Origin of the sequence: Corallococcus terminator (genome assembly GCF_049194865.1) — a bacterium.
GTDB lineage: Bacteria > Myxococcota > Myxococcia > Myxococcales > Myxococcaceae > Myxococcus > Myxococcus terminator_A.
In genome coordinates, this window is record NZ_JBLZWL010000038.1 from 40,585 (window position 1) to 65,010 (window position 24,426).

The window sequence follows — 24,426 nt, forward strand, 5'->3', positions numbered from 1 at the left end:
GCAACATGATTGACGTGGGTGTAATCGGGCCGAGTCCCGAGCAGTTCGACGCGTTCGCGCAGCTCCTTTTCGACGCGGTGACGAGCCAGAACTACGCGCTCGTCGCTTCCCTGGTGGTGGTGCTGCTGGTCTTCCTGCTGCGGAAGTTCGGTGGCACGTTCATTCCCTTCTTCAACACGGACCGGGGCGGCGCGGTGTTGGTGTTGGGTGTCTCGCTGGCGGGGGCTGTGGCGAACGCGCTCGCGGCTGGGGCTCCGTTCTCGCTGTCCCTGATGCTGACCGCCGTGAAGGTGGCCTTGACGGCCGCTGGCGGCTTCACGCTCGTCAAGCGGCTGCTCTTCGGCACTCCCGCGATTGAGAGCGCCGAGCAGGCGGGGGAGATTGCCGCAGGCCAGGTCGCGGGCAAGGCCGCGGCGATTGCCGTCCTCGAGCAACTCGACAGGAGGGGCGACAAGTGAAGCTCGGCGCGCTCGTGCTGGTGGTGCTCGTCGCGGTTCCTGCGTCGGGCTCGGAGGTCATCGGCGTCGAGCGCTCTCAGCTTTTTCCGGAGGGTGGGGCGGCAGCCGTCGAGGTCGAAGGCGGCTGCTGGCTCTCCGAGAGTCGCTGTGTCCTTACCGCCGCCGAGATTGAGCGGCTACGCGCGGAGAACGAAGCGCTGCGGCAACAGACCGGGGATCATGCCCGGCGTCCCGGAGGGCTTGCACCTGGGCGAGCGTGAGGCGGCCGTACAGTCCCAGCCGGGTGCTGTGGACGTAGAAGGTGCCACGCATTCCACGCGCCTCCGGGATGGCGGCCCCCGTGGTCCGGGTGGCCAGGCCGTCATCGAAGTTCAGCGAGACGATGACCTGACCGGGCAACAGGACGATGGCTTTGCCCGTGGGTTCCATGGCGGATGCTCCCCGTGCGCGCTCAGGAGAGGATTGCCGGTCGCACCGGGCGCGCACGAGACGACGGCGTGAAGGCTTCCGCCAGAAAGGTGTGCATGGCCACCGACTCGCGGGGAGTCGGGACCTTCGACGGCGGAGGGGCACGGGCGTGATGCACTTCACCGGCTGCTGTCCGGAGTGCCGAACTCCGCGCTCGCCCCGCGACATGGGCGCGCGGGCTCTCCTGGGGGAGGCTCAGCGTGACACGGGAGTCAGCACGGGCTTGCCGGCGAAGTGGGCTCGCAGGTTGTCGAAGACCAGGTCCGCCATGGCGGTGCGCGTGGCCAGGGTGGCGCTGGCCATGTGAGGCGTCAGGACGACGTTCTCACAAGCCGTCAGGGCCGGCGGGATGTCGGGCTCGTTCTCGAAGACATCGAGGCCGGCTCCGGCAATCTTCCCCTGCTGGAGCGCGCGGATGAGCGCGGCTTCATCGACGATGGTTCCGCGCGCGATGTTGATCAGGATGCCCTTGGGGCCGAGCGCTTCCAGCACCGCCGTCCCCACCAACCCCCGGGTGTGCTCGCCACCCGGAAGTGACAGCACCAGGAAGTCGACCTCCGCCGCGAGCGTCTCGAGGTCGGCGACATGGCGATAGGGCACGCCGTCTCGGGGTGAGCGATTGTGATACGAAATCGCCATGTCGAAGCCCTCTGCGCGGCGGGCGATCGCCATGCCGATGCGCCCCAGGCCGACGATGCCGAGGCGCGCGCCGCTGACCTTCGTCGTGAACGGGAAGGGTCCCTTCTTCCATTCGCCGCTTCGCGCGAAGTGGTCCGCGCGGACCACGTTGCGCGCGACCGCGAACAGGAGCGTCATCGCCAGGTCCGCGACGTCGGCGGTGAGTACCTCGGGCGTGTTGGTGACGTGGATGCCGCGCTCGCGTGCCGCGGAGACGTCGATGTTGTCATGGCCGACGCCGAAGACCGAGATGAGCTCCAGGGCGGGGAAGCGGGCGAGGAACGCGCGTGACAACTGGCTCGAACCACTGGCGGCGATGGCGCGGATACTCGGCGCGATGTGGCGCAGGGCTTGTTCCGACATGCCGTCCAGCAGGTGGTGACACTCGAAATGCCGCTGGAGCCGCTCGTCGAGCTGCTTCGGCAGTCGCGTGACGATCAACAGGTGAGGCGCCATGGGTGGCACTTTCGCGAGAGAGGCAGCGTACTGCTTCGAATCCAGGGCCTGGACTCGTGGAGTGCAGGAGTGGGGGCAACCGGCTCAAGCCGCCTTGGGTTGGCGCCTCTCCCGCCGCTTCACGGTGAGGAGTCGGTCGAACTCGTCGAGCCATGGAGCCAGTTTTTGTCCTCGCGCTGTATGAAGCGCGAACACAAGTTGCTCGGCCAGCTTGAGCGCTCCGGGCGAGGAGTTGTCGAGCAGGCCGAAGGCGAGGCTCTGCGCCGTCCCCACCGACGTGTGCTCGACGAGCAGGTCGATCACGAACTGCCAGTTGGTGGCCTTGGAGATGGTCAGTTGCGTCACCACATCTGGTTTCCGGTCCAGGTAGCTGGCGGCCAGGAATGCCGCGAGGCGATCATGCGCGAACTCCAGCCTCCCAGCTCGGAGTACGACGAGACGCTCCGTGCGCAGTGCTCCCAGGGCTCCGGGCGCGAGCGCGGTCGTGAGGTCCACCTGCGCTTCCTGCAGATGTTTCAGCGCGGCCTGGGCGAGCTGCTCGCCATAGTGCGACTGTCCGTTCGCCTCCCAGACATCATGGAGAGGATTGAGGATCTCGAAATAGAGACCGAACTGGCTCTGGGGAATGGGCTTCTTCGCCGCCAGAAGGGACGCCAGCGTCTTGAGGTTCTGGGGATTGCGCGCGAACTCGAGAACCTGTGGTGGCAGTCCGAGGACCTGCTCCCGGGTCACCTTGCCCTCACGGATGAGCAGCTCGCAGACCGTGGCATCCGTCAACGGCGCGAGGATGGTCGCGGGGAGGTCCTGGAACTCGAACTCATGCGCCTGTGACGAGAAGACAAACAAGTGGTTGAAGGCGTGATCTCGTCGGAAGGCGGACCATCGTTGGCGGGTACCCTCTGGCACCTCGTTCAATCCATCGATGAGAAAGAGAATCCGACCGTGGCGAAGGAGTTCATCTCGCAGGTCGTCATCGTTGAACTGCCCCAAGGCCTTGAGTTCGGAGGCGAACACGGCCTCAGGGGCATCCTGCGCATGTTCGCGAAGCCTGATGAGGATGGGCAGGTCGATCCTGCCTGTGCGCCAGGGATGTCGTGCCGCGTGGCTCGCGAGATAAGCCAGGAACGCGCTCTTCCCCAACCCGCTGGCTCCCGTGATGAAAATGCACCGCCGGGCTGTGAGGTGCTTCGTGAAGGCCCTGGCCTCCCACGTTCCTTCCGGGGGCGCATAGCCTTGAACGGAGTCCCTGAGACTCACGTCCAGGTTCTTCCGGTAGCGGCGAAGCAGGTGCCTGCGAAGTGATGGCACGAGCGTGAGGAAGAACGGCATGGCCAGGAGCGAGCCCCATTTGCGGATCGGGGGGCTCATGACCAGGGTGTTCGCGAAACGCCACCAAGGGGCAGCCAGGATGACGGCCAGGGAGACCGCGCCCCAAAAGAAATACAGGAGGACAGAGCCCACCAGGGGGCCCGCGACCACCGTGGCGTCGATCCGGTGCTGGAAGGCGTTTCCGAACCGGTCTCGCCCGTTGATGTGTAGCGTCGTTTGCCGGAATGGGACGGCCTTCTGGAGGTCGAACCTGTATCTGAAGTCCTCGATGGGAATCAGGTGGATCTGTTTCACCGGGCGATCTTCGGCCAGTGCGACGAGGAACTGCGCGGACTCGGCGCTGGGGGGAGCATATGCTGCCGGAGCCGCGACGCTCGATTCGTAGGTCACCGCGAGACGATGGTATCCGGAGACCACCGGCAGCCGACTTCCTGTCAGAGGTTGAACCGTGGCTTCAATCCCTGAATCGAGCTCTGTCCCCAATGCGCCGTGGTCTGGGGTGACCTGGAGGTTCAGTCGGAGGCTTGGGGACCAGAAGAAGTAGGTGGATTTCTTGTCGACGATCGCTTGGATGATGAGTCTGTCGCCCAGCGGCCAGATCGCTTTAATCTTCCCGGAGTCAGGAGGTGACCACTGCAGCTGCTTGAAGGGCTGGTCTCGCCGGTCTTGATAGTAGATCCGGTGGGGAGAGGAGGCCCAGAGCCTCTGGTGATGTGGCTCCATGACATCGACTTTTTCGTTGTCATGGAGCTCGAGGAGGACCGTGGGGGCCCGGTCCTCCTTTGTCCACTGATACAGGAGCGCGCGACGAGGGTCACCCGAACGCCGGTTCGTACCGACGGTGATCTGGACCCCGGCCTCCGCGGGGAGTGCTTTCATCGAGGTGAATGCGGAGCCCTTGATCAACCGTGGCTGTATCGTGAGGTCACCGGTGTCGAGGTCAATGCGGTGGATGTCGTGGGCGAACTGCAGGTGCAGGGCCGAGCCACACAGGTCCCATTGGTCAAACAACTCAGGCTCACGCTCGGTGGATGACGGGTCGCGCGCGGGGGCAATCGGAATCGGACCTGTGGCGACCAGCGAGGTGTTCCAGGAAGTGAGGTCGAGCTTGTGCACTTCGTACTGGGCCCCCTCGGCTCTCTGAATGAACCAGATGTCTCGTCCGTTGCTCTGAACGTAATCAATACCCTTGAGTTCGCGACATCCGAGCGGGTTGCTCACGTCCCGACAGATACGAGTCGGTCTGCCGATTTCCCTGGATATTCCTGCCTCAGGGAGGTGCTTGGTGTGAACGGTTGTCCGCTGGGGGCCCGCGCCAGCCAGTGTGATGAGGGTCGCATCGGTTTTCAGGCCTTCGTGTTGATGCTTGTCCCAGATCGCGGTGTCGAGGTCCGTTGTGAAGAGGATGTAGTGCGCGTTTTCGGTGATGAATGGCCTTTGGACCAGGGTCGCGAACTCCTGGGTGCTGCCGTCGACGAGATCCATCGTCAGCAGTTGGGTCTGATCGGATTCAGCGTCGGATGGCGTTTCTTCGGACGGCTCGTGCGGACGCAAGAGAAACAGCCTTCCATCCGCGAAGTGAAGCTGGTCGACGCGTTCGATGCTGGAGACCTTGAGGAGTTTCGCGTCGGTCGCGGTCCAGCGATAGATGCCATCCGGATGCGCGAACCAGAGGGTGTTGGGTTCCTGCCGCGCAACCGAGATGTTCCGGTCGAGGGACTGTTTGATTGGATCGAAATGGAGGGGAAGTACGAGTCCAGGTGCTGGCTCCAGGGGGAGCCCTGTCTGTCCCCAGGCTGTCGGGCCGCGTAGGACGATGAGGAGAATCAAACAGCCGGTTGCCCTCGCGAGCCGAAGACCTCGCGAGCCTCCCTGATCGATACGGCGAGCACCGCTCCTCGAGTCCCTGGCGCGCACGTTCCTCCCCGTTTGGCCTCAACCATCTCGCAGTGCTGACGCGAAGGTCAATGTGAAGGGACCAGGGAGAATGGCACTTCACGGGGGGCGCTCGCTGACGCACCCTCCGGGCCGGCTACTTCTTGGGCTGCTTCTTCAAGAACCGGCTCAGCCGCACCTTGCCCAGTCCGCGTCCGCCGAACAGGTACCAGGTGATGGCCGCGCCGAAGAGGCCGGCCGCCAGGGCAATGCCCACCGCGCCGAGCACCGGGATGTTCCCATACATCCACGGCTTGGGCGCGAAGGAGATGAACGCCCCCACGATGAAGCCACACGCGCACAGCCCCATGAAGGCAATCACCGCCGCGCTGCGCAGGTTCTCGTTCAGCTTCTCGAACTGGTCCGCCCGCACCGTCACCGTGAACTTGCCGGACTCCATGTCGAGCAGGATTTGCGACAGCTGCGTAGGCAGGTCCTGCGCCATCGATTGCAACCGCAGGAGCGTCCGCATCAGCCCGCCCTGGAGCTGCGTCGGGTCATACCGCCCCGCCAAGAGCTCCTTCGCATACGGCAGCGCCACCTCGATGATGTTCATCTCCGGGTACAGCCCGCGCAGCATGCCCTCGGTGGAGATGGAGGCGCGGCTGAGCAGCGCGTACTCCTTGGGAATGCGGATGCGGTACTTCACCGCCAGGTCCAACAAGTCCCGCAGCAGCGTGCGCGCGTCCACCTGTCCCAGCGTCGTGGGCAGGTGCGAGCCGAGGATGCTCTCGATGTCGTTGCGGAACCCCACCAGGTTGGCCCGCGCGTCCGGCACGCCCACCCGGTAGAGTATGCGCGCCACCGAGTCGCTGTCCTTCAGCGCCACCGCCAGGCACAACATCACCAGCGTCTCCTGCATGGGCCGCGTCAGCCGCCCCACCACCCCGAAGTCCAGCAGCGCCAGCCGGTTGCCCTCCAGCAACAGGAGATTCCCCGGGTGCGGGTCGCCATGGAACAGCCCGTCGACGAAGAGCTGCCGGAAGCTCGCCTCCAGGACGTTCTGGGCAATGGCCTTCCGGTCCTCCTCGGCCAGCGTCTCCGGGGCGATCTTCACGCCCCGGATGAACTCCAGCGTCAGCACCGTGCGGCTGGACAGCGACGCGTAGACGCGCGGAATCTTGAGATAGGTCCGCTCCCGGTGGTTCTCCAGGAACGCGCGAACGTTCGTCGCCTCGTTGATGAAGTCCAGCTCCTCGTGGATGGCCCGGTCGAACTCGTCCACGATTCCCGTGGGCGTGTAGATGCCCGTCTCCTCCACCACGGCCTCCAGCAGCCGCGCCAGGCTGCGCAGCACCCCGAGGTCGGAGTCGATGCTCGCGGCGATACCCGGCCGCTGCACCTTCACGACGACTTCCTCACCCTCCAGCGTCACCGCGCGGTGCACCTGCGCAATCGACGCCGCCGCCAGCGGCACCTCGTCGATCTGCTTGAACAGCTCGCTGGCTTCCTTGCCCAGCGACTCGCGAATCTGGGAGAGCACCTGCTCCAGGGGAATCGGGTCCACGTTGTCCTGGAGCAGCGCCAGCTCGTCGACGAACTCGGCCGGCAGCAGGTCTCCTCGCGTGGACAGCACCTGCCCCAGCTTCACGAAGGTGGGCCCTAAATCGTTCAGCAACATCCGGAAGCGGCGCGCGGTGGAGGCGCGCTGGGCCTCCGGCGACACTTCCACCTTCTCCTGGCGACCCAGGATGCGCCACAGGCCCGCGCGCTCGAGCACCTCGCCAAAGCCATGTCGCGCCGCGATGACGGTGATCTGCCGCACACGGTTGAGATCCTGGAGAATCACGGGAGGGTCTGTCTCCTTGCCACGACGGTACGACGTTACGCCCGCGCCACCGGCTTCGCCACGAAGCGGAGCAGCACATAGCCCACCACCGCTGACAGCAGGGAGCCCACCAGGATGCCCAGCTTGGCCTCGTTCAGGAGGGCAGGCTGCCCCGCGAAGGCCAGCCCGGCCACGAACAGGGCCACCGTGAAGCCGATGCCCGCCACCACCGAGACGCCGTGGAGCTGCCCCAGCCCCGCGCCCCCGGGCAGGGACGAGACGCGCAGCTTCACCGCCGCCACGGTGAACAGGAAGATGCCCACCTGCTTGCCCACGAAGAGGCCCGCGATGATGCCCAGCGGCAGGGGCGCCAGCAGGTCCTTCCACCCCATGCCCTCCAGGGAGATGCCCGAGTTGGCCAGCGCGAACAGCGGGACGATGCCGTACCCCACCCAGCCGTGCCACAGGTGCTCGAAGCGGTTGAGCGGCGGCTCCAGCTCCTCGATCCTGTCCTCGATGTAGAGCAACTGCGCGCCGCGCATCGACTCGTCCTCGGCGTGCTGGGTGCAATCACGGATGTACGTGGAGAGCTCGTCCAGCACGTCCCGGCCCGGCCGCGTGGGGCGCGAGGGGATGCACAGTCCCACCACCACGCCGGCCAGCGTGGCGTGGATGCCGCCATGGTGCATCGTGTACCAGAGCGCCGCTCCGGCCAGCAGCCAGGCGATGCCGTTGCGGACGTAGAAGCGGTTGAGCGCCACCAGCACGGCGACCACCGCGACGGCGCCGAGCAGCCACTCGACGTGCAGCCCCGTGCCGTAGAACAAGGCGATGACGAGGATGCCGCCGATGTCATCGAAGATGGCCAGCGCGGTGAGGAAGACGATGAGCCCGTGGCCCACGCGCGCCTTCACCAGCGTGAGGCAGCCGATGGCGAACGCGATGTCCGTGGCCATGGGGATGGCCCAGCCCGCCATGGCCGGTGTGCCCGCGTTGATGGCGACGTAGAGGGCGGCGGGCACCACCATGCCGCCCAGCGCGGCGATGAGCGGCAGCATCGCCCGGGAGAGCGTGCGCAGCTCCCCGGAGCTCAGCTCGCGCTTGACCTCCATGCCGACCAGGAAGAAGAACAGCGTCATCAGGCCGTCGTTGATGAGCTGCTGGAAGGTGAAGGTCGCCCGGGTGCCCGCCACCCCCAGCTCCAGGCGGGCGTCGAACAGGCCGACGTAGGAGGAGGCCCACGGCGAGTTGGCCCACACCATGGCGAGGACGGCGCACAGGGCCAGGAGGATGCCGCTGCTGGCCTGGAGGCGGAAGAACGCCTGGAGCGGAGCGATGGCCACCCGGAAGAGCGCGGGTACGGGCGCGGGTGAGCGGGTCCGGGGAGAGTGCGAAGGCGAAGGAGTCTCCATGGTGGAGGCCAAGATGCCCGCGCCTTCCGGTGGGCGCACCCGTTTTCGGACGCCCGTCCGCCGAAATGTCACCCGTGCGTGTTAGGGAACTCGGCGGGTAGGGTCAGCCGTTCGTTGATCCACGGGGCGGGGGCATGAGAGAAGGGCGGGGATGGCCGTGACGCAGCAGATGAAGGCAGCCAAGGCAGCAGCGGTGGAGCTCCCCGTGGACCCGACGCCCGACGTCGGCTCGGAAGGGGAGAAGGCGAGCGACGGCTCGGGCGCGAGAGAGATCGCTTCCCTGACGCCGATGATGCGCCAGTACCTCGAGGTGAAGGCGCTGCACCCGGACTCGGTGCTCTTCTTCCGGCTCGGGGACTTCTACGAGATGTTCTTCGAGGACGCCGTGCGGGCCTCGGAGATCCTCCAGATCACCCTCACCGCCAGGGCGAAGGGCGCCGACAAGGTGCCCATGTGCGGCATCCCCTACCACTCGTCGCGCCGCTACATCGCGCGCCTCATCGGCGAGGGCCTCAAGGTCGCCATCTGCGAGCAGGTGGAGGAGGCCGGCACCGGGCCCGGCATCGTCCGGCGCGAAGTCACGCGCGTCATCACCCCTGGGATGGTGCTGGACGATGAGGTGCTGGAGCCTCGCGACAGCAACTTCCTCGCCGCCGTGTGCTGGAGTGAGCGCGGGTGGGGCGGGGCGCTGCTGGAGGCGTCCACCGGAGAGTTCCTCGCCCTGGAGGCGACCTCCGCGGAGGAGCTGGCGGAGTCGCTGTCGCGCGTGGAGCCCCGGGAGCTGCTGGTGCCCGCGGGGCAGCGCGACTCGGCGGAGGTGGCGCGGGTGTGCGCGCGGCTGCCTCGCGTGCCCTCCATCGCGGAGAGCGAGGGCGCCGCCTTCGAGCCTGTGCGCGCGGCGGGCTTCCTGCGCACGCACTTCGCGGTGCAGTCGCTGTCCGCCTTCGGACTGGATGACGCGCCAATGGCCACGAGCGCGGCGGGCGCGGCGCTGCGCTACCTGAAGGACACGCAGAAGACGCCCGCGGCCCACGTGGACCGGCTCAGCCGCCAGGAGCGCTCGGGCAGCCTGCTGATGGACGAGTCCTCGCGCGCGAATCTGGAGGTGCTGCGCTCGCAGCGCGACGGGGGACGCAAGGGCTCGCTGCTCGGCGTGCTGGACCGGACGGTGACGAGCCTGGGCGCGCGCAAGCTGGCGCGCTGGCTGGCGTCCCCGCTGGGCTCGCTGCCGGAGATCCACGCGCGGCTGGACGCGGTGGAGGAGCTGTCCGCGCGCAGCGTGTGGCGCGAGGAGCTGACCGGCATCCTCAAGGAAGTGGCGGACCTGGAGCGGCTGACGGGCCGGCTGTCGCTGGGCGCGGGCAACGCCCGGGACTTGCGCGCGCTGGGCCTGTCCCTGGCGCAGCTCCCCCGGCTGGGGGTGGCCCTGGCGCGGTGCCAGACGGCGTTGCTCCAGTCGCTCGCGGGGCCGCTGACGGCGCTGCCGGAGCTGGCGGACCTGCTGGCGCGCGCGGTGGTGGACGAGCCTCCCGTGGTGCTGAAGGAAGGCGGCCTCATCCGCCAGGGCTACCACGCGGAGCTGGACAAACTGGTGGAGCTGTCCACGTCCGGCAAGGACATCCTGCTGAAGATCGAGCAGCGCGAGAAGGAGCGGACCGGCATCGGCTCGCTCAAGATCCGCTACAACAAGGTCTTCGGGTACTACCTGGAGGTGACGAAGTCGAACCTGCACCTGGTGCCGGCGGACTACATCCGCAAGCAGACCACGGTGGGGGCGGAGCGCTTCGTCACCCCGGAGCTGAAGGAGCACGAGGAGTTGGTGCTCACCGCGGAGGAGAAGCGGTGCGCGCTGGAGCTCCAGTTGTTCGAGGAGCTTCGGGCGAAGGTCTCCTCGGCGGCCCCGCGCATCCGCTCGGCGGCGGAGGCGGTGGCGGCGGCGGACGCGCTGCTGTCCTTCGCGCGGTGCGCGTCCGAGTATGGCTACACGCGGCCGGAGGTCGACGCGTCGGAGGTGCTGAGCATCACCGCCGGGCGGCATCCGGTGGTGGAGCGCATGCTGGGGGCGGGGGACTCCTTCGTTCCCAACGACGTGCGGATGGACCCGGAGGACGCGCAGCTGCTGGTCATCACCGGTCCGAACATGGCCGGCAAGAGCACGGTGATGCGGCAGGTGGCGCTGACGGCGCTGATGGCGCAGGCGGGCTCGTTCGTCCCCGCGAAGGCGGCGCGCATTGGCCTGTGTGATCGCATCTTCACGCGCGTGGGCGCGGCGGACAACCTGGCGCGGGGCCAATCCACCTTCATGGTGGAGATGACGGAGACCAGCCACATCCTCCACCACGCCACCCGCAAGAGCCTCATCATCCTGGATGAGATTGGGCGCGGGACGTCGACGTTCGACGGGCTCTCGATTGCGTGGGCGGTGGCGGAGCACCTGCATGACCACGTGAGCGCGCGCACGCTGTTCGCCACGCACTACCACGAGCTGGTGGATCTGGCGCGCGAGCGGACCCGGGTGAAGAACCTGTGCATCGCCGTGAAGGAGCAGGGCGGCAAGGTCATCTTCCTGCGCAAGCTGATTCCCGGCGGGGCCAGCCGCTCCTACGGCATCGAGGTCGCGAAGCTCGCGGGGCTGCCCTCGGAGGTGGTGGGGCGCGCGCGGGAGCTGCTCCAGAACCTGGAGTCAGGAGAGCTGGACGACGCGGGACGTCCCCGCGTGGCGGTGCGGCAGAACCCGAAGCGCGCGGCGTCCACGGCCCAGCTCGGCCTGTTCGGAGAGCCCGCGCCCGTGGCCCCGGTGGCCCCTGTGCTGCCTGCCTCGCACCAGCATGCGTTGGAGACGCTCAAGGCGGTGTCGGTCAACACGCTGACGCCGCTGGATGCGCTCAACCTGCTGGCGAAGCTCCAGCGCGAGCTGGAGGGCTGAGCGGCGCGCGGTCAGCCCACCGTGTTCTTCTTGTTGTGAAAGAGCGGGTCGCCCAGGCGACACACGTTCTTGCCTTCGAACTTCACATCGAAGGAGTACATCATGAACTCGCAGGGCCCCTTGGTGGCGCTGCTGGCCACGCCACCTCCCGCGGTGCCGGCTTCATCGCCCGAAGAGACGCGGTAGGTGGCCCCCTTCACCATGGGCATGTGTCCTTCGATGGTGACTGTCTTGGGGCCCTCCGCCGCGTCCGCCGAGCGACCCACGTTCGGGTAGGGAATGGGAACCGGGCCGGCGGGAGACGGCGTCTTGCAGACGTCTGGCAGGACGATGCTCTGTCCCTTGCTTCCACCATGGGTGACGCCTCGGCCATTGACGAAGGTGGGCACGGGAAGGTCCTTTCTCGAGAGGGCTCAGGGGGCGTGAGCCGTCATGCGCTCACGAACTCACGGGGTTCCAGGAAGCGGAGATGCGGGAAGGACTTCGACTCCAGCACGCGCTTGACGTCCTCATGGACGAGGACCGCGCTGACGTTCTCCGCGAGCCTGAAGAGCTTGAGCCCGCGAGGCTTGTCACCGTCAATGGCCAGGTGGTCGATGCTCGCATCGATGAGGGTGGAGCTGTCTGGAGAATGGAAGACGGTCTCCGCGAGGTTCGCGGCCCTCACCAGCCCGATGACATTGAAGGCCTTGTATCCCCGGTGGGCGATGGTTCCATCCTCGCTCTGGATGACGGCGTCATAGACGTCGACGTTGTCCACCCCGGCCTCGAGCAGCGCCGCATGGAACGCATTGCTCATGAGGGAGGCTGTATTGAAATAGTCCAGCAACTCCCCCCGCTCATTCCCTGGCCTGATGTCGGCGATGATGGGTTGCTCGGGCGGATGCTGGAAGGGCCTGCCCGCCCACCACCGATCTCGACTCCCCGGGTCCAGCGGGGGATAGATGAGCATCATGTCGTGGCTGCTCGACGCGAGGATGTAGTATTTCGGGGGCGCTTGCATTGTGATGGCTCAGAAAATCTGGGTGATACGGCCCTTGGCTCGGGTCTTGGGGATTCTTCCCAGATCTACCAGGGTATTGGCATACTCCTCGGTGAGGGAGTCTGTATACAGGGGAGGGCGCCAGACGGATTCCGTCAGCAATCCGCGGAGGTTCTGGGAGAGCGCATTCAAGCGTGCGGTGAGTCCCAGGGGAGGCGCGCATTTGTCCTGGTCCTTGCTGTTTTTTGCAAGAGGACAGGCCACGTTGGCCATCACATTGAGGCGTTCGCCAATCGCCTGGAGCATGTCGCCCACCTTCTCTGAGTAGGCCTTGTGTCGCATGTGGAACTGCCTGCCGCCGGAGGCGTCGATCGCGGCGGCGACGTAGTCCTTTTTGAAGAACGTTGTCTGTTTGCCTATCTCTTTGTCCGGGCCTTTGAGGAGGGCCGCGAGTCCTGGACCCGTGGGCCAGAGTTTCTTGTTGGAGAGGGCATAGGGACTCGGCAACCAGACCCCGTTCTCCGCGGCGTTGACGTCATAGCCAACAGAGCGGCCGTCCTTGATTCGGCTCGTCATCCTGGGTGACTTGTAGTTCTTGATGGAGTTGTCATCCCCCATGAAGGGAACGACGGAGGAGCCCTTGAGCGACTCATTGCCTGGGATGAGGTGATGGGGGGCGTATTGGAGGTCGTATTCAAATGCGTCTTCGTGCGGGTTGTAGGTCTGCGTTCGCACGCGCTTGCTGGCTTGCTCGATGACGTCTCCCGTCTCGAAATGCAGGCTGACCGTGTCCGCTGGGGGCGGGATGTCCTCGGCGGACTTCATCTTCTTGCCCAGGACGCCTCCGTCCGTCTCCGGAATCAGGAAGAGCTTGCCCCCTCCGGGAGGGAGGTCCTTGGCGGCCTTCATCTTAGTGACCAATGCGCCTTCGCCCAGCAGCGGGACGGGGGTCTCCGCGTCATCGTCGGGTTCCTGCGGCAACATCTCCTGGGTGGGAAACGCGTCGCCCAGGGCGTGCCAGGGGCACGTCTTCTCGTCATGCACTTCCTTCGAGAAGAACTCCGAGACATCCGTCACCGCTTCACCAATCTCCATGGTCCTCCTCCTTCTGGATTCCAGTTCAGGCGGGCAGCAGGAGCGCCGCCGCACGGGCCTCCAGGTCCGACGTGCTCCAGACCAGGGTGGGGCCCTTCACGAGCCCGGCGCGCAGGCGCTCCGCGGCCAGCACCAGCATCAGGGGCCCCAGCGCCGCGCCGGCGTCGCCCACGCAGTCCGCGGGATGTTCGATGCGATGCGCCTCCTGGAAGCGCTCCGCGTTTCGCAGGTAGGCCACGCCCCACTCCTTGGTCGGCAGGCTCTCGCCGTTGAAGCCCGCGAACACGCAGTGCACCTTGGGTGCGTTGCCCGGCATCCCCGCGAAGAGCGCTTGAACCGCGTGGGCCAGGCCGTCGCCAAGATAGGGCTCCTCGGAGTAGCGGTGCCCCTGCTCCGCGCCGACTCCGATGCGGGTGATGCGCGCCAGGGGCACGAGACCGGAGCGGCGCGCGGCGACAGGGGTCGACAGGAGCAGGAAGCTCGCGGCCTCTCCTGGAATGAAGCCGTCCGTACCCCGGGGACGCAGTCTGTCCTCGGAGTCCAGCCCGGCCAGCCTCCGGGGATGGTTGAAGGTGTCCAGCCCGCCGACGATGACGGTGGAGGCCTGCCCCGTGGACAGCAGTCGCATCGCGTCGCGCAGGGCCATCAGGCCACCCGCGCCGCCGTGGCGGTACAGCCGGCTGTGGGCGACCTCGAGCCGCACTCCCGTCTGGCGGGCGAGCTGCTCCATCATCACCCGTGTGGAGGGGAGCTGAATCCCCCAGCGGTCCTCGGGGAGCGCCAGGAGCAGGGGCGCCGCGCCAGCGAGTCCCGCGCAGGCCTCCGCGAGGGCGTACGTGGACAACCGCAACATGCGAATCCAGGCGCTGGAGAGTCGTGTCCCGTCGACCTCCAGGGGAGGCAGGTAGTGCTCGGCGAGGAACGACGCCACCTGTCCGTCAAGGGCGCGGTTCAAGAGGCCCGACTCCGTGAACCGCACGAGCCCCGCGCGGACGGAGGTCTCCGTGGTGGGCACGTCGAGCCCCACCGGGGTGGTGGCTCCCAGCCCCACCACCTCCACGCCGGGGAGGGCGCCGCTCACGAGCGCACCCCCGTCATGCGCTTCACCGCCAGCGTCACCTTCTCGACCTTCAAGGCGCGCTTGTCGCAAGGCACGAAGCCTCGCCACGTCAACGAGAAGCGGTGCTGGTCCGCCTCCAGGAGCAGCGTTTCAAGATGCAGGCGCGGCTGCTCCTCCTTGCCGGCGATGCGCACCGAGGTCTCCAGAGCTATCTCGGGAAGGTTGAAGCGCTGCACGCCTTCGGGTGCCGCGTTGATGAGCTCCACGGGCTCGCCGCCCTTCAGCCAGGTCGGGTAGATCTGCCCCTCGGGGGCGGCCTGGAAGAAGCGCGTGTCGAAGTCTCGCGGGAAATAGGGCGCGCGATGTTTCTTCCAGGCTTCGTCATACGTCCCCGCGAGGCCCATGCGCGGCTGCCAGGAGGGCGCGACGAAGCCGACTCCGTGAGGCGGTGTCTTGTCGGACAGGCTGGTGAGGGGAAAGCCAGGGTGTGTGAGATTGGGCAGCGGTGTGCCGTTCATCTCCTTGACCGCGCGCTGCCCCCGGAAGCCCACACCCACGGGGTTTCGCATCTCGGCGAGGAAGCTCTGGGGGCCCGTCTGCTGTCGGCCTCCGTAGGCTCGCTCCCACGTCAACGGCACCCGCGTCGTCGGAATGGGCGCGGTGGGCGATGCCCCCAGGAGGCCCGCCTTCCAGGTCCTGTCTCCGTGGACCTGCACCTGCTTCTTGAGCGTGCCCACGGAGAGGGACAGGCCAAAGTCCGTCGTGGGACGTCCCTTGGGCGCATGGGCGTCTCCCACGAGGACGACGTCCGTGCCGCGCTTCATGAGGTGTGATTCGCCCGCGTACTTGAGGCTGGACTCCCCAGGGGCGCCCCAGTGCTCATCCACGTGCGCGACGGCCTGCTGTGCCTCGGCGACGTGGAGCCCGCTGGCGGTCATGGTGAAGGTCGCCTTGAGGACCACGTACAGCGTGTCCACGCCCTTCTCGTCTGGAAACAGGTAGATCGCCGGCGCGAAGGGCGTGGTGTTCTGGAGTTGCAGCATGGCGGTGTTCTCCTGGCTGACATGCTCAGCGCGCCGTGAATCGCTGGTGGCCCGCCACGCCCGTGGCCAGGACCGCGGCTTGTCGTGCCGCCCAGGTGCGTGTGTCGAAGCGCACGGCGCCCCGGGTCTGGAGCGCCAGCTCGAGCGCGAGCTGCTCGCGCCCGCGCATGGGCTCGGTGGAGAGGGCCTTCCACACGACCTCGGGGGAACGGGGCTGGCCACGGAGGTAGCGCGTCCTCGGCGCGAAGAGGTCCTTCTCCTTCATCCACCAGCGAGCGACGGCGGCGGTGTCCGGCAAGGGCAGGGTGGCTTCGGGGGCGGGGACGAGGTCCGCGTCCAGGTCGTCCTCCTCGAAGGGCGGGAGGCCGTTCTCCTCGTCGACCTGGGTGGGCCGCGCGAAGGCGCCCTCCAACCGCAGCCCCGTCACGCGACAGAAGGCCTCCCCCGCGAGGCGCGCCATCCGGTCGTGCTTCATGGCCTCCAGGCAGAGCTCCGCGGCGTGGCGCCAGCCGGAGTGACCCAGTGACCACAGGGCCGCTGACTCCAAGGCGGGGACGGCCAGCGCATCGGCCATCCGCGCGACGTCTTCGGCCTGTCCCCCCGCCGCCAGCACCGCCAGGACCCGCGCGGCCTCGGGGGCCGTGCTTGCGACGGGCTTGCGGAGGGCTTGGAGCGCGGCGGGATATCCCAGGACCCACGCCGTCTCCCCAGCGGTGATGCGCACCCCGGGGTCTGGCGACGAGAGGGCCGACTCCAGCAACGTGCGCGCCGCGGGAGTGTCTTCACGGAGGGACTTCAGGGCCGCTGACTTGATATCGGCGGACTCGCTCCGGAGCAGCGGCAACAAGGCGTCGGACCCCAGCGCTTCGCCACGAAGGCTCAGGAGGCGTACCGCCGCGGCCTGGAGGCTGGGGACGGCGTGTAGCTCACGGCGTCGAAGGAAGCTGGAGAGCTCCGCGTTGGGGGCCAGTCTCAGGGCCCGGAAGATGGCGGTTCGGCGCGGACCGGGTTCCTCCAAGAAGAACGGGAGGAGCCACTCCAGGGGCGCGCCCGTCCTCATCAGGGCGAGGGCCGCGACGAAGACCTCCTCGGGTCTGGCGCTCTCCAGCCAAGGCATCAGGAGGCGCTCAGGGGCCTCCGGGCCCGCGCAGGCCAGCCCGTCCAGATGTGCCTTCAACCGTGCCTCGGGCCCGGCCGCCACCTCACGCAAGCAATAGTCCGGGGAGCGGCAGGCCCGCTGCCACTGATTGGCGAGGAAGGCAGCCTCCTCCAGGTGCTCCTCCACGATGTCCCACATGACGGGGCATCGGCGTGGAGCCGCCATCAATTCACCTTCACCGCGGCGCCCTTGATTCGCTGGACGCCCGAGGAGTGCGACTCGATGTGGGTGCCTCGGATGACGACCCGTCCATTCCGACGCAAGGTGATGCTGGCCTCGCCGCAGAGCAGCACGATTTCGTCCTGGCCTTCCAGGACGATGCGCTGGCCATCCACGCTGGCGGTGACGGGCAGCGCGGGGGCCTTGGCTTCCACCGAGCGAAGGAGGCTCTTCCTCGGCTCGAGCAGTCCCATGAGGATGGGGCGACCTGGCTGCCCTCCCTCGAAGGTGAGGAGGACCTCCGTCTGGAGCGCCACCTCCTCCAGGTTCGTCGTGCTCACGCCCGCAAGCACGCGAGCGGGAACCGGACCCGAGGGATTGTCCTCGAAGTCCACCAGGGGGAGGCCCTCCTCCGACATCCCCGTGAAGCGTCCCACGCGGGGGGTCGAAAAGAGCGCCGAAGACGGGCGAAGGATGACGACTTCCGCGGGGGCCGCGGACGCGTTTCGACGCTTCATGCCGAGGGGCTCCTGGGCGTCAATGAATCACCAGTGCAACTCTTGAACTGATGGAACCGCACGACAGCCTATCGGACTCACTCCAGGCGGAACAGGAAAAACCTCTCGAAGCGAATGTTTTCAGGGTGGCGGGAGTCTCGCAGGCCACATTTCCCACGGGAGGACTTCCCGGATGCGGGGGGCGTGGCGAGATCTGGGGGTCTATGAGGCTGGCCTCCATCATCGTGGGAATCGGTATCGCGGGCTGTGCGGCCCGGGGCGTCCAGGCAGGACCGGAGAGCGTTCCGGCCGAAGGAGGCTCCGGTCGCGATGTCCTCGTCTTCGAGGGCATGTGTGACGCCTCCGGCGCGGTGGCGCTGGGCGGCTCCTTGTTTGTCGTGGGCGACGACGAGGACAACATCCTCCGCGTCTACGATGCGCGGCGCGGCGGCGCCCCGGTGCGCGGCGTGGACCTGTCACCGGAGCTGGAGCTGCCAGCCCACAAGAAGAAGGCCCCGGAGGCGGACATCGAGGCGGCCACGGGCCTGGGCTCGTACTCCTTCTGGCTCACCTCGCACGGTCGCAACAGCTCCGGGAAGAAGGCGCCCAGCCGGCTGCGCTTCTTCGCCACCGAGGAGGCGGCGGGGCTGCCCAAGCTCGTGGGGCGGCCCTACACGCAGCTGCTGGATGACCTGCTCGCGGCGCCCCAGCTCGGCGCGTTCCGCCTCGCGGATGCCGAGGGCCTGGCCCCCAAGGCGCCCGGTGGACTCAACATCGAGGGCATGACGGCGATGGCGGATGGCGCGTCCATCCTCATCGGCTTTCGCAGCCCCGTGCCGCGGGGCAAGGCGCTGCTCGTCCCGCTCCTCAACCCGAAGGAGATGGTGCTGGAGGGCGCTTCAGCGCGCGTGGGCGAGCCCCGGCTGGTGGACCTGGGGGGCATGGGCGTGCGCTCCCTGTCCTGGTGGCGCGGGCGCTATCTCATCATCAGCGGCGGCACGGATGGCGGAGGCACCTCGCACCTGTTCACCTGGGCCGGTGGAGACGATGCGCCCGTCCTCGTGAGCGACGTCAACCTGGCGGGCTTCAACCCGGAGGCCTTCTTCACGCCCGAGGACGCGGAGGAGATCCTGCTGCTCAGCGACGACGGCGCGATGCCGCTCGACGGCGTGGCATGCAAGAAGCTCAAGGACCCCGCGCGCAAGCGCTTCCGTGGCATCTGGGTGCGTCCCCGAGAACAGGGCTGACGAGCGCCCGCCGTCATTGACGGGGCCACGGCGGCCTCGCGAGAATCATCGCTTTTCCGCCGTGGAGTCTTTCGTGAATCGTGTCTCGGGTCTGCTGGCGTTGCTCTGCGTCTGTGTCTCGTCGGCCGCGCTCGCGCAGCGCAAGGAGCTCACCCCCGCCACGCCGGAGGCGACGTGTGAGCTCACTCCCGCGCTGCGCCTCACCATGCTGGGCGGCGGCTCTTTCGACCTCAAGGAGCCGGCCCTCTATTCCTTCTCGCGCTCGCGCAGCAATGTGCAGGTGTTCGTCTCCCAGCCGGAGGGCGCGACGGAGCCTCGGCTCGAAGCGGTGGGCTTCTGGCACCTGAAGTCGGACTGTCTCATCTCCGTCGACGCCAAGGGGGTCCAGTACGGCTCGAAGCTGGACTGCGAGGACGCGGAGATCGAGGCGAAGGTGAACGGCTCGGAGGTCACCATCCAGACGCCCGAAAAGGACGTCTTCAAGGTGACCTGGCCGTCGAAGGAGAGCTCCTCGCTGGGGCTGCGCATCACCCTCGTCGCCGAGGGCAACTTCCGGCGCGTGTTCGGCAGCCTGTGTGGGGAGTACAAGAATCCCCCCGCCGAGGTGCCCGGCAAGGAGAGTGAGCTGCGCACGCTCAAGCGACGCTCGGTGGTGGGCCCGGACCTCAAGTACCGCGACCACAGCATCTTCTACAAGTTGGAGGAGGCCCAGAAGCGCGCCCGTGGAGAGTAGCGGCCAACGTGGGGCCCGGCTGGCGGACACGTCAATCGCGTGTAGGCTGTCGGGCTCATGCAGCTCGCCATTCCGCATGCACCTCGAAAGGTGCGACTGACGCAGGTCCCCGGCGCGATGGGGCGCCTCGCGCGTGATGCAGTGCTCGGGCTCGCCTTCATGGCGTTGCTCGGCGCCGGGGCCACCTGGGCGGGTCGCTTCTTCGTGGAGGAGCACGGCTTCAACGCGCGGGCCGAGGAGGTCGACGGCGCGCTGGTGGCCACGCGGCTGCCGCCGACGGAGAAGCGCGACGGCGCCGAGGGCTCGCTCGAGGTCCTCTACACCTTCGAGAACGTGGAGCACTCCGTGTCGAACGTCCGCACCTTCGCGGAGTACGCGGAGGGGCTGGGGCACGGCGCGGTGGTGAAGCTGCTGGTGGACCCCGCCGCGCCGGGCCTTCCCCGTGAGGCGCGCTTCGCCCGGGCGCAGGCGTCGCGCAGGGGGTGGCTGCCCTTCGGTCTGGCGTTGGGGGCGCTCGGGGCGGTGGCCATGTTCACCCGCGAGGCGCGGAGGCTGGTGCGCTCGGAGGTGGAGCCCTTGCGGCTGGGCGCGCTGGTGTGGCTGACGCCGGATGCGCCCCTGCCGGAGGCTCGGGGAGAGGTGGTGTTCCCCGCGCACTACTTCCGGCAGGACGTGAAGATGGAGGTCCGCGCGCGGGTGCGTCCGGGCCGGGCGCCGGTGCGCAACGGGACGAAGGTGCTCGCGGCGGTGGTGCCCCGGGAGCCCGGCTGGGCCCGGGTCATCGACCAGGACCTGGCGGGAGTATTGGGCTGGCTGCGCTGAGCCGGTGGGGCGGGGGCTGAAAAGTTGCCGGTGACGTGGGGCCGTGTGACACACGCCTGTAGCTCCCAGTTCGCCGGAGGTTCTTCATGTGCCCACGCCTGTTGCTCGCGCTGCCCATGCTGCTGTTGCTCGTCCCGGGCACGGTCGGGGCCGCGAAGCGGGATGAGGCCGAGGCGGCGTACCAGGGAGCCCGGCGCGCCTACTACGCGCTGAAGGACGACGCGGCCCGACGCAAGCTGCGCCACCACTGGCTCAACGTGGTGCACAAGTTCGAGGCGGTGGCCAAGAGCCACCCCAAGTCCGAGCGCGCGCCCGACGCCCTCTTCACCGCGGGAGAGCTGCTCCAGGAGCTGAGCCGCATCTCCTTCGTCGAGGAGGACCTGAAGTCGGCCATCTCCGACTACGACAAGCTGAGCCGCGACTACCCGAAGCACCGGCTGGCGGACGACGCCGCGCTGGCCCTGGCTCGCATCCACGTCCACCGGATGGACCGGCCCGAGGACGCGCGCCGGGTGCTGACGGACATGCTCGCCTCCAACAGCAAGGGTGACCAGACGAAGGAGCTGAAGGCGCTCCTGGCCTCGCTGCCGACGCCCAAGGGCGCCCCCGTCGCGCCGGCTCCGTCGCGCGCGAAGCCCGCCACGCCCTTCAAGGCGCCCGTGCTGGAGGAGAAGGCCACGGCGGTGGCCAAGGTCGAGACGCCGTCGGAGCGCCCGGCCTCCGCGCTGGTGGGGGCCATCGAGAAGCTGGCTCGTGAGCCGTCTCCCATCATTCCCCGCCTGGACCCCAGCGCTCCCATGAGCGGTGAGTCGTCCAGCGAGGGCAAGGGGCTGGACGAGGCGGTCGCCGCCGCGCTGGCCGCGAAGGAGCGCGACGCGAAGGCCCCGTCGATGTCGAAGGTCTCCGTGGCGCCGAAGGTCGTGGAGGCGCCGGTCGAGGTCGCCTCGTCGAAGCTCTCCACGCCGCGCCCGCCCGAGCCCGTCCAGGTCGCCGAGAAGCCGAAGGCGGAGGTAGCGCCGTCCGATCCACCCAAGCCGATTACCCGGCCCGTCGATGACGAAGTGGCGCAGGCGCGGCTCAAGGCGGTGGCGAAGCAGTCGCGCCGCGCGGAGCTGACGCTGGCGGAGCAGCTGGGCCTCAAGGTGCGGCGCGTGGTCATCGACCCGGGGCACGGCGGTCACGACTCGGGCGCCATCGGCAAGGAGGGGACGCGCGAGAAGGACGTGGCGCTCTCCATCTCCCTCAAGCTGGCGGATGAGCTGCGCGAGCGCGGGCTGGAGGTCGTCCTGACGCGTGAGGATGACCAGTTCATCCGCCTGGAGGACCGCGCGAAGTTCGCCAACACCGAGCGCGGTGACTTGTTCATCTCCGTCCACTGCAACGCCGCGACGAGCCGCAAGCTGCGCGGCATCGAGACGTACACGCTCAACACCTCGGCGGACCGCTACTCCATCCGGCTGGCCGCGCGGGAGAACGCGTCGTCCGAGAAGGGCATCAGCGACCTGCAGTTCATCCTGGCGGACCTGGCGACGAAGGCGAACACCGAGGAGTCCTCGCGGCTGGCGAACCAGGTGCAGCGCAGCCTGGTGACGTCCCTGGCGAACAAGTACTCGGACATCAAGGGCCTGGGCCACAAGGAGGCGCTGTTCTACGTGCTGCTCGGCGTGAAGATGCCGGCCATCCTGGTGGAGACCGCGTTCCTGTCGAACCTGGATGAAGAGAAGCGCCTGGCCACGAGCGCCTATCAGACGGACGTGGCCAAGGCGATTGCCCAGGGGGTCGAGGACTTCCTCGGCGACCGCAACCGCGTGGCGAAGGTCGACTGAGGCTTCTCAGCGCAGCGCGCGCGTGAGGAGCACCGTCGCCGCGAGGCACGCCGCCGTCCTCACGTGGTTCCACGCGGTCCAGCCCGACACGTAGCGGGCCCAGGCGACCGCGGCGTCGGCGCTGTCCGGGTTCAGCGTGGCCAGCGCGTCATTGCGCGGCACGTTGAACGCCGCCGTCACCGCGAAGCACCCGAAGAGGAAGACCGCGCCACCCAGGAGCCGCTCGCGTGAGGTGGGCTCGCTCCACGTGCCCAGGCTCAGCAGCACCAGCCCCGCGCAGGCCAGGGCGGTGCCGATGAAGGCCGCGATGAAGAGGCCCGACACCGCCGAGACGTTGATCGCCTGCATCGCGGCGATGCCTCGCGCGGCGGGCAGCCGCGTCAGGCCGCTCATCACGAAGGTCGAGAAGGCGAAGAACACGCCCGCCATCAGTCCGCTGCCCAGCACGGACACCCACGTCAGGACTCCCAGCACCGTCTCCATCGTCCGTCCCATTCCCATTCACCGCGCCGAGGCGGCAAGCGCGAGCTCGTCCACGAAGTCCTCGAACCGCGTCGGCGTCGTATTGGCCTCGGTCCTCCCTGCCCGCGGGAGGACCCGTCCTTCGTTGAAGGCGCGCGTCATCTCGACATAGAGCGCGGCGAACGTCTCGGACATTCCGGCCTGCACGAGCGCCTGGGTCATCTCCTCCGGGGCGAGCTGGACGTACTCGAGTCCGGGCTTGCCCAGGCGCGCTCCGAGGAGGCGAGTGGCCTCGCGATAGCTGAGGTCCCGAGCGCCCAGCAGCTCGCGAATGGCGAGTCCCGTCCAGTCCCGGCGCAGCATCGCCTTCGCCGCGACGTCGGCGATGTCGCGGGACGCGACCATGGGGACCGCGAGGTCCGGCGCCACGGAGTCCGCGTTGACGCCCTGGTGCTCGATGACGTGAAGCGCCTCGAAGAAGTTCTCGAAGAAGGACGCCGGGCGCAGCAGCAGCACGTTGGTGTCCTCCAGAGTCTTCAAGCGCTCCTCCTGCGCGTGCAGCGTGGCGAGCAGTCCGGTGCCTTCCCGTTGCTCCGCGCCCAGGCTGCTCAAGGCGACGACGTGGCGCACGCCGCTGTTCCGGAGACCCTGGATGATCGCCTCGCCCTTGCGTCGCTGGTCCGCGTGGTAGTCCGACGACTCGCGGTCCGCGGGCAGCAGGGTGTAGACGGCGTCGGCGCCCCGACACGCCTTCGCCAGGAACGCGGCGTCGCTCGGGTCTCCCACGAGCACCTCCGCGCCCCGGGCCCGGAGCTCCGCCAGACGTCCCTCGGAGCGGCCCAGCGCGCGGACTTCCTGCCCGGCCGACAACAGCAGCTCCACCACCTTCTTGCCCGTGTTCCCAGTCGCGCCCATCACCGTCAACATGTGTCCTCCGTGGGGCCTGGGCCCCGTGGCATTGGCTTGCCTGGAGCCCAATATCGGGGCCTGGGACAGGACTCTCAATGACGCGAAGTCGCTGGTTCATGCTCGTTCGTCCAGGAACGGCTGGACGAAGGTGAGGGTGGTGCGGATACTCGGGCCATGACGGACCTGCTGCCCCCGGTGGACTCGCTCGGCGAGGCCCTGCACTTCCTGCGGATGAGCGGAACGTTCTATTGCCGCTCGGAGCTGACGGCGCCGTGGGGAGTCTCGCTGCCGGTGATGAAGGGCAGCCTGATGTTCCATGTCGTGACGTCGGGGCAGTGCTGGCTCGCGGTCGACGGCGCGGAGGACCAGTTGCTCCATCCGGGCACGTTCGCGCTCGTGCCTCATGGCCAGGGGCATCGCCTGACGAGCGAGCGCGGTGGACCCACGCGCAAGCTCGAGGAGCTCCCCGAGGAGCTGATGAGCGAGCGCTACTCCGTTCTCCGTCACGGTGGAGGAGGGGCTCCCACGACGCTCATCTGCGGCGCGGTGCGGTTGGACCATCCGGCGGCCCAGCATCTGGTCGCGCTGCTGCCGGGCATCATCCGCGTGGAGCCCGCGGGCTCCTCGTGCATGGAGTGGCTCCAGAGCACGCTGAGCTTCATGGCCGCCGAGGCGAAGGAGCTGCGGCCCGGGGGCGAGACGGTCATCACCCGGCTCGCGGATGTGCTGGTGGTGCAGGCGCTCCGGGATTGGATGGCGCAGGACCCCAGCGCGCGCACGGGCTGGCTGGGTGCGCTCCAGGACCCCGAGCTGGGGCGGGCGCTCGCGCTCATCCACCGCGAGCCGACGCAGCCGTGGACGGTGGCCTCGCTTGCCGCGCGGGTGGCGATGTCCCGCTCGGCGTTCTCGGCGCGCTTCACGCGGCAGGTGGGCGAGCCACCCATGCACTACCTCGCGCGGTGGAGGATGTACGTCGCGCACTCCGCGCTGAAGGAGGAGCGC

At 68.1% G+C, this 24,426-nt stretch carries 21 protein-coding genes; 8 read left to right on the top strand and 13 right to left on the bottom strand.

Annotated features, from left to right (window positions below; all coding sequences use genetic code 11):
- Positions 1–5: 5 nt before the first annotated feature.
- Positions 6–458, top strand: coding sequence for a hypothetical protein (locus tag ACN469_RS14245; protein WP_498768116.1), 453 nt, complete (start codon positions 6–8; stop codon positions 456–458).
- Complete coding sequence (locus ACN469_RS14250) at positions 455–718, top strand: hypothetical protein (protein ID WP_498768118.1); 264 nt, start codon at positions 455–457, stop codon at positions 716–718. The genes ACN469_RS14245 and ACN469_RS14250 overlap by 4 nt, the downstream gene beginning before the upstream one ends.
- Before the next feature lie 403 nt (positions 719–1,121).
- Here the strand turns inward: ACN469_RS14250 and ACN469_RS14255 are convergent, their stop codons facing one another.
- The 4 genes from ACN469_RS14255 to nhaA form a co-directional block, all read right to left on the bottom strand.
- Positions 1,122–2,060: a 2-hydroxyacid dehydrogenase gene (locus ACN469_RS14255; protein WP_498768120.1), complete on the bottom strand. Its 939-nt coding sequence runs from the start codon at positions 2,058–2,060 to the stop codon at positions 1,122–1,124.
- 84 nt (positions 2,061–2,144) lie between these two features.
- Positions 2,145–5,219, bottom strand: coding sequence for an NACHT domain-containing protein (locus tag ACN469_RS14260; protein WP_498768122.1), 3,075 nt, complete (start codon positions 5,217–5,219; stop codon positions 2,145–2,147).
- 202 nt (positions 5,220–5,421) lie between these two features.
- A complete protein-coding gene (locus tag ACN469_RS14265) occupies positions 5,422–7,113 on the bottom strand; it encodes an ABC1 kinase family protein (RefSeq protein WP_498768124.1) in 1,692 nt (563 codons plus the stop codon).
- Positions 7,114–7,148: 35 nt separating this feature from the next.
- Entirely contained in the window at positions 7,149–8,504 is a 1,356-nt protein-coding gene (nhaA, locus tag ACN469_RS14270; RefSeq protein WP_498768126.1) for a Na+/H+ antiporter NhaA, read from the bottom strand.
- 151 nt (positions 8,505–8,655) lie between these two features.
- On the opposite strand from nhaA, the gene mutS reads away from it, so the two are divergent.
- Positions 8,656–11,430 (top strand): DNA mismatch repair protein MutS, encoded by a 2,775-nt coding sequence (mutS, locus tag ACN469_RS14275; protein WP_498768128.1) that lies wholly within the window; start codon positions 8,656–8,658, stop codon positions 11,428–11,430.
- Between the two features lie 11 nt (positions 11,431–11,441).
- Here mutS and ACN469_RS14280 read toward each other — a convergent pair whose 3' ends face one another.
- Genes ACN469_RS14280 through ACN469_RS14310 form a run of 7 tightly spaced genes read right to left on the bottom strand, consistent with a single transcriptional unit; the run spans position 11,442 to position 17,446 of the window.
- On the bottom strand, positions 11,442–11,819 hold the full coding sequence (locus ACN469_RS14280) for a DUF4150 domain-containing protein (protein ID WP_498768130.1): 378 nt from the start codon (positions 11,817–11,819) through the stop codon (positions 11,442–11,444).
- Positions 11,820–11,860: 41 nt separating this feature from the next.
- The gene (locus ACN469_RS14285) at positions 11,861–12,433 is read right to left on the bottom strand and encodes a hypothetical protein (protein WP_498768132.1); all 573 of its coding nucleotides are present in this window, start codon (positions 12,431–12,433) and stop codon (positions 11,861–11,863) included.
- 9 nt (positions 12,434–12,442) lie between these two features.
- Positions 12,443–13,507 (bottom strand): hypothetical protein, encoded by a 1,065-nt coding sequence (locus ACN469_RS14290; RefSeq protein ID WP_498768134.1) that lies wholly within the window; start codon positions 13,505–13,507, stop codon positions 12,443–12,445.
- 25 nt (positions 13,508–13,532) lie between these two features.
- Positions 13,533–14,588, bottom strand: a complete 1,056-nt coding sequence (locus tag ACN469_RS14295) for a beta-ketoacyl synthase N-terminal-like domain-containing protein (protein ID WP_498768136.1) — start codon at positions 14,586–14,588, stop codon at positions 13,533–13,535.
- A complete protein-coding gene (locus tag ACN469_RS14300) occupies positions 14,585–15,610 on the bottom strand; it encodes a DUF2169 family type VI secretion system accessory protein (RefSeq protein WP_498768138.1) in 1,026 nt (341 codons plus the stop codon). The genes ACN469_RS14295 and ACN469_RS14300 overlap by 4 nt, the downstream gene beginning before the upstream one ends.
- Before the next feature lie 25 nt (positions 15,611–15,635).
- Positions 15,636–16,907, bottom strand: coding sequence for a TIGR02270 family protein (locus ACN469_RS14305; protein ID WP_498768140.1), 1,272 nt, complete (start codon positions 16,905–16,907; stop codon positions 15,636–15,638).
- A 26-nt stretch (positions 16,908–16,933) separates the two neighbouring features.
- Positions 16,934–17,446 (bottom strand): DUF6484 domain-containing protein, encoded by a 513-nt coding sequence (locus tag ACN469_RS14310; protein ID WP_498768142.1) that lies wholly within the window; start codon positions 17,444–17,446, stop codon positions 16,934–16,936.
- Positions 17,447–17,649: 203 nt separating this feature from the next.
- Between ACN469_RS14310 and ACN469_RS14315 the strand changes: the two genes are divergently transcribed.
- The 4 genes from ACN469_RS14315 (at position 17,650) to ACN469_RS14330 (ending at position 22,053) form a co-directional block, all read left to right on the top strand.
- Positions 17,650–18,672, top strand: a complete 1,023-nt coding sequence (locus tag ACN469_RS14315; RefSeq protein ID WP_498768144.1) for a DUF3616 domain-containing protein — start codon at positions 17,650–17,652, stop codon at positions 18,670–18,672.
- Between the two features lie 73 nt (positions 18,673–18,745).
- A complete protein-coding gene (locus ACN469_RS14320; RefSeq protein ID WP_498768146.1) occupies positions 18,746–19,405 on the top strand; it encodes a hypothetical protein in 660 nt (219 codons plus the stop codon).
- 57 nt (positions 19,406–19,462) lie between these two features.
- Positions 19,463–20,227 carry a DUF3592 domain-containing protein gene (locus tag ACN469_RS14325; RefSeq protein ID WP_498768148.1) on the top strand — a complete coding sequence of 255 codons (765 nt, stop codon included), beginning with the start codon at positions 19,463–19,465 and terminating at the stop codon, positions 20,225–20,227.
- Positions 20,228–20,313: 86 nt separating this feature from the next.
- Positions 20,314–22,053: an N-acetylmuramoyl-L-alanine amidase gene (locus ACN469_RS14330; protein ID WP_498768150.1), complete on the top strand. Its 1,740-nt coding sequence runs from the start codon at positions 20,314–20,316 to the stop codon at positions 22,051–22,053.
- 6 nt (positions 22,054–22,059) lie between these two features.
- Here ACN469_RS14330 and ACN469_RS14335 read toward each other — a convergent pair whose 3' ends face one another.
- Positions 22,060–22,548 carry an anthrone oxygenase family protein gene (locus ACN469_RS14335; RefSeq protein WP_498768152.1) on the bottom strand — a complete coding sequence of 163 codons (489 nt, stop codon included), beginning with the start codon at positions 22,546–22,548 and terminating at the stop codon, positions 22,060–22,062.
- 6 nt (positions 22,549–22,554) lie between these two features.
- Positions 22,555–23,442 (bottom strand): NAD(P)H-binding protein, encoded by an 888-nt coding sequence (locus tag ACN469_RS14340; protein ID WP_498768154.1) that lies wholly within the window; start codon positions 23,440–23,442, stop codon positions 22,555–22,557.
- Positions 23,443–23,598: 156 nt separating this feature from the next.
- Here ACN469_RS14340 and ACN469_RS14345 point away from each other — a divergent pair.
- The coding region (locus ACN469_RS14345; protein WP_498768156.1) for a cupin domain-containing protein at positions 23,599–24,426 on the top strand (828 nt) is incomplete at its 3' end.

Bases quoted from the DNA above. Each gene is read 5' to 3' on its own strand.
- ACN469_RS14245 (WP_498768116.1), top strand. From the start codon at position 6: ATGATTGACGTGGGTGTAATCGGGCCGAGTCCCGAGCAGTTCGACGCG.
- ACN469_RS14255 (WP_498768120.1), bottom strand. From the start codon at position 2,060: ATGGCGCCTCACCTGTTGATCGTCACGCGACTGCCGAAGCAGCTCGAC.
- nhaA (WP_498768126.1), bottom strand. From the start codon at position 8,504: ATGGAGACTCCTTCGCCTTCGCACTCTCCCCGGACCCGCTCACCCGCG.
- mutS (WP_498768128.1), top strand. From the start codon at position 8,656: ATGGCCGTGACGCAGCAGATGAAGGCAGCCAAGGCAGCAGCGGTGGAG.
- ACN469_RS14285 (WP_498768132.1), bottom strand. From the start codon at position 12,433: ATGCAAGCGCCCCCGAAATACTACATCCTCGCGTCGAGCAGCCACGAC.
- ACN469_RS14290 (WP_498768134.1), bottom strand. From the start codon at position 13,507: ATGGAGATTGGTGAAGCGGTGACGGATGTCTCGGAGTTCTTCTCGAAG.
- ACN469_RS14300 (WP_498768138.1), bottom strand. From the start codon at position 15,610: ATGCTGCAACTCCAGAACACCACGCCCTTCGCGCCGGCGATCTACCTG.
- ACN469_RS14305 (WP_498768140.1), bottom strand. From the start codon at position 16,907: ATGTGGGACATCGTGGAGGAGCACCTGGAGGAGGCTGCCTTCCTCGCC.
- ACN469_RS14310 (WP_498768142.1), bottom strand. From the start codon at position 17,446: ATGAAGCGTCGAAACGCGTCCGCGGCCCCCGCGGAAGTCGTCATCCTT.
- ACN469_RS14315 (WP_498768144.1), top strand. From the start codon at position 17,650: ATGAGGCTGGCCTCCATCATCGTGGGAATCGGTATCGCGGGCTGTGCG.
- ACN469_RS14325 (WP_498768148.1), top strand. From the start codon at position 19,463: ATGCAGCTCGCCATTCCGCATGCACCTCGAAAGGTGCGACTGACGCAG.
- ACN469_RS14330 (WP_498768150.1), top strand. From the start codon at position 20,314: ATGTGCCCACGCCTGTTGCTCGCGCTGCCCATGCTGCTGTTGCTCGTC.
- ACN469_RS14335 (WP_498768152.1), bottom strand. From the start codon at position 22,548: ATGGGACGGACGATGGAGACGGTGCTGGGAGTCCTGACGTGGGTGTCC.
- ACN469_RS14340 (WP_498768154.1), bottom strand. From the start codon at position 23,442: ATGTTGACGGTGATGGGCGCGACTGGGAACACGGGCAAGAAGGTGGTG.